We start from the raw sequence: 5,098 nt of genomic DNA on the forward strand, positions 1-5,098 counted from the left end.
GCCTGGGCGTGAGCGTGGCCAGCCTGTGCCACCTGGCCTATGCCCAGCTGCTGGGCCGGGTCAGCGGGCGCGAGGACGTGGTCTTCGGCACCGTGCTGTTCGGCCGCATGCAGGCCGGCGCCGGGGCCGACCGCGCCCTGGGGCTTTACATCAACACCTTGCCGCTTCGAGTCAAGCTGCAGGGCCCCGTGCTGGGCGCCGTCAAGCAGGTCCAGCAAGACCTGGCCGGCCTGCTGCGCCACGAGCATGCCCCGTTGGCCCTGGCCCAACGCTGCAGCGGGCTGGAGAGCGGCGTGCCGGTCTTCACCGCTTTGTTCAACTACCGCCACAACGTAGCAACAGCAGAGAACCCGGACGACACTCGACTCGCCGACTTCGCCAAGGACGTGGACGTCCTCATCGGCGAAGAGCGCACGAACTACCCCTTCCTGATCACCCTCGACGACAACGGCGCACAACTGCACATCAGCGCTCGCGTGCAGGCACCGGCCTCTGCCGCCCGTGTCTGCGAGGCCCTGTGTGCCATCCTGCAATCCCTGGCCCATGCACTGCATTCGGCCAGCGAGACGCCACTGGAGACCCTCGACGCCATGGCTGAGGCCGAGCGGAACGCGCTGCTGGCGTTCGGCGCAGCCCAGTCGACATTCCCAGCGGCACGTGGCTTGCACCAGGTGTTTGCAGAGCAGGCTCAACGCCATGCGGACCGCGTGGCCCTGCAGCTGGGTGACCAGACCCTGCACTATGCCGATCTGGAACAGCAGGCCAACCGTCTGGCTCACGCATTGCGCCAGCAAGGCATCGGTGCGGAGTCGCGGGTCGCCCTGTGCTTTGAGCGAAGCTTCGAGATGCTCATCGCCATCCTGGCGGTGCTGAAGGCGGGGGCGGCCTACGTGCCCCTGGATCCCGCCCAACCGACGGACCGCCTGCGCTACTGCCTGAAAGACAGTGCCCCGGCCCTGCTGCTGACCCACAGCGACGTCGATTCCACGGTGCTCGAAGGGCTGAGGGCCGAGTTGACCTCTGCCGATCGGCTGCTCCATGTCGAACCCGGGCTGGCAGCCTTCCAGCACCTGCCGGGCAGCGAACCGGACCTGTCCGGCTTCTCGCCCCGCCAACTGGCCTATGTGATCTACACCTCGGGCTCCACCGGGCAGCCGAAAGGGGTGATGGTCGAGCATGCGCAGGTCATGCGCCTCTTCGAAGCCTGCCAGGCCTGGTACGGCTTCGGACCGACGGACGTCTGGACCTTGTTCCATACCTATGCCTTCGACTTCTCCGTCTGGGAGATCTGGGGGGCGCTGCTGCATGGCGGCCGCCTCGTGATCGTGCCGGGTGCGGTGGCACGGGACGCGGAATCCTTCCACGACCTTCTGTGTACGCAGAACGTGACGATCTTGAACCAGACGCCGAGTGCGTTTCGTCAGTTGATCGCCGTCCAGGGGCAGCGCGAATGCCCGCATGCCTTGCGAGAGGTGATCTTTGGCGGCGAAGCCCTGGAGCTCAGCGCACTCAAACCCTGGTATGACCGGCCGGTGAACGCCAGGACCCGATTGGTCAATATGTATGGCATCACCGAGACCACGGTGCATGTGAGCTACCGTCCGCTGAGTGCCATCGACGCAAACCGTGCGGGTCCCGGACCGATCGGATGCCCGATCCCCGACCTCAGCCTGCGACTGCTCGACCCTCAAGGCCGGCTTGCGCCCATCGGTGTCGCGGGAGAAATCCATGTCGGTGGCGCCGGTGTCGCCCGAGGCTACCTGAACCGCCCCGACCTGAACGAGCAGCGCTTCCTGGCCGACCCCTTGGTGCCCGGCGGCCGGCTGTACCGCTCCGGCGACCTTGCCCGCTGGACCGAGGAGGGCGAGCTTGAGTACCTCGGCCGGAACGACCATCAGGTCAAGGTGCGCGGCTATCGAATTGAGCTGGGTGAGATCGAGGCGAAGCTGCTTGAGCTGCCTGGCATCCGAGAGGCGGTAGTGCTGGCACGAGAGGAGGAGGCCGGCCACAAGCGGCTGGTCGCCTATTTCGTGGGCGCGGAGTCCGGGAACGCGCCGGACACAGAGACCCTGCGTCAGGCCCTCGAGCAGGCCCTGCCCTCCTACATGGTGCCCAGCGCGTTTGTTCGGCTTGACGCCATGCCCCTGACTGCCAACGGCAAGCTCGACCGTCGCGCGCTGCCTGCGCCAGGCGGGCAGGATCACGCACACCGCATCTACGAGGCGCCGCAGGGCGAGATCGAAGAGCGGATTGCCGAGTTATGGGCCGATGCGTTGCAGTTGCCGCAGGTGGGCCGTCATGACAACTTCTTCGAGCTGGGCGGGCATTCGCTGCTGGCGGTAACGCTGATCGAACGCATGCGCCAGGCCGGCTTGTCCAGCGACGTCCGCGCCCTGTTCAGCGCCCCGAGCCTGGCGCAACTGGCCCGGCAGCTGGAGATCGGCGACGGTGGTTCGCGCCCGCTGGAAGTCCCGCCCTCGACCATCCCTGAGGGCGCAACCCGACTCAGCCCGGACATGCTGCCGTTGGTCCAGCTGACCCAACAGCAATTGGACGCGCTGGTCAGCCGCATCCCCGGCGGGGCGGCCAACGTGCAGGACATCTATCCGTTGGCTCCCTTGCAGGAGGGCATGCTCTTCCACCATCTGATGGGAGGAGAGGGCGATGTCTACCTGTTGCGCGCGGTGCTGCGATTTGAGCAGAGCGAGAGACTGGATCAGTACCTGTCCGCTCTGCAGCGGGTACTGGCGCGCCATGACGTGCTGCGCACCTCGCTGCATTGGGAAGGCCTGGACGAACCCGTTCAGGTGGTCCTACGCGAAGTCACGCTCCCGGTGCAGACCTTGCAGGCCGAGGCGCTGGGCGTTTCCAGCGACGCCGCAGGGGACGAGGCCCTGCAGGCGCTGCTGCATCAGAGTGATGCGCGCCGCCAGCGCCTGCCGCTTCAGTCCGCACCGCTGATGCAGGCGCGCGTCCTGCGCGAACCTGGTCGCGACAGCTGGCTGATGGCGCTGCTGGTCCACCACATCGCCGTGGACCACCAGTCGATGGATGCCATGCAGCAGGAGATCCTTTGGGAGCTCAGTGGGCATGGCGCCAGCCTGTTGCCGACCCGGCCCTTCCGGGAGCACGTCGCACAGGCACGGCTGGGCATGAGCACCTCACAGCACGAGGCCTTCTTCCGTGAGCAGCTGAGCAGCGTGGATGAACCCACCTTGCCCTATGGACTGTCCGATGTGCAAGGTGATGGCACCCAGGTCGGTGAGGCGCATCTGAGCTTGCCCGAACCGACCAGTGTCGGCCTGCGTCTGCAAGCTCGCCGTCTCGGCCTCAGCCTGGCCAGCCTATGCCACCTGGCCTTTGCGCAGGTGCTGGGCGCAGTCAGCGGCAGGGACGACGTGGTTTTTGGCACCGTGCTGTTCGGTCGCATGCAAGGCGGTGCGGGTCAGGCGCTGGGGCTCTATATCAACACCTTGCCCTTGCGGGTTCGGCTTCTGGGGCAGATTCGCGATACCGCACGCAAGGTTCAAAGAGATCTGGCCGGGCTGCTGCGTCATGAGCACGCCTCGCTGTCACTGGCCCAGCGCTGCAGCGGGCTGACACCGGGTCTGCCGCTGTTCTCCGCCCTTCTCAACTACCGCCACAGCGGTCACGAAGTGCAGGGGCGGTCGGAAGAGCTGGATCTCGACGCGCTCCAGGGCGTGGAGTTCCTGCATGGGGAGGAAAGCAGCAACTACCCGTTCAACATGGACGTGGACGACAGCGGCGCCAGTCTGATCCTGACCGCGCAGGTGGCCGGGCGGGGTCGCGCGCAGGACGTCTGCGCGCTGATGGCACAGGCCCTGTCGAGCCTGGAACAGGCGCTGCGCGAAGGCGGGCAGGGCGAGCTGAGCGCGCTGGCGGTGCTGCCGCCGGCGCAGGAGGAACGGCTGCACGGCTTCGGCCAGCCGGCCCAGGCGCTGAGCGCCGAGCTGGCTCAGCGCTTTGACGAGTGCGGCAGCCTGCATGGGCTCGTCCAGGCGCAGGCACAGCGCTGCCCGCAGGCGCTGGCCCTGGTGGACGAGCAGGAGCAGCTGAGCTATGCCGAGCTGGACGCTCTGACGCACCGCCTGGCGGCCCACATCGCGCCGCATCTGGCGGGCGCGAAGGAAGCCAAGCACGAGCAGCCCCTGGTACTGCTGTGCCTGCCGCGTGGGGCGGCACTGGTGGCCGGCGTGATCGCCGTGCTCAAGGCCGGCGCGGCCTACGTGCCGGCGGACCCGGCCTACCCGAGCGAACGCCTGAGCGCCATGCTGCGCGACAGCGGAGCCCGGGTGGTGCTCACGCATGGCGAGCTGGAGGCCTCGGCGCAGGCCCGGCTGGCGATGGCCGTGGCGGCGCAGGAGCGGCCGCCGGTGGTGCTGGATGTGCGCGAGCTGCGCCAGCAGGCGGCAACGGAGCCGTCCCTGCCGCAAGAGCCCCAGGCCGGCGCATCGGCCCTGGCCTATGTGATCTACACCTCCGGCTCCACCGGGACGCCCAAGGGCGTGATGGTCGAACACCGCCAGGCCCTGAGCCAGCTCGGCGCAGTGGTGCAGCGCACGGGGCTGAGCGCGCAGGACCGCGTGCTGCAGTTTGCATCGGTGGCCTTTGATGTGTCGGTGGAGGAGATCTTCGCCACGCTGGGCGTGGGGGCCACGCTGGTGCTGCGCAGCGACGCCTGGCTGCAAGGGGCGCAGGCCTTCTGGCAGCGCTGCCAGGCCCACGGGATCACAGTGGCGGACCTGCCGCTGCAGTTCTGGGAGCAGCTCATCCAGCAGGACGAACCGATCGCGGCCAGCCTGCGCCTGATCATCATCGGCGGCGAGGCGCTGAACCAGCGGGCGCTGGCACGCTGGTGGCAGCGCGAAGGGCACCGCCCCACGCTGCTCAACGCCTACGGTCCGACCGAGACCACGGTGAACGCCACCATCCACGAGCCCGGCGCGGGAGAAGAGGAGTGGCGGGCCATCGGCCAGGCCATGGCCAACACGCGGCTGTATGTGCTGGACGCCCACCGACGCCTGGTGCCGCCGGGCGTGGTGGGGGAGCTGTACATCGGGGGCGCCGGGGTGGCGCG

1 protein-coding gene is annotated in these 5,098 nt (G+C 68.2%); it reads left to right on the forward strand.

The genetic code is table 11. The annotated features are described in order from the left end of the window. Positions 1–5,098 (forward strand): non-ribosomal peptide synthetase (locus H5407_RS23210; protein ID WP_183106864.1); only part of this gene is annotated, 5,098 nt, incomplete at both ends.

This window comes from Mitsuaria sp. WAJ17, assembly GCF_014174515.1.
In the GTDB taxonomy this organism is placed as follows: domain Bacteria; phylum Pseudomonadota; class Gammaproteobacteria; order Burkholderiales; family Burkholderiaceae_C; genus Roseateles_B.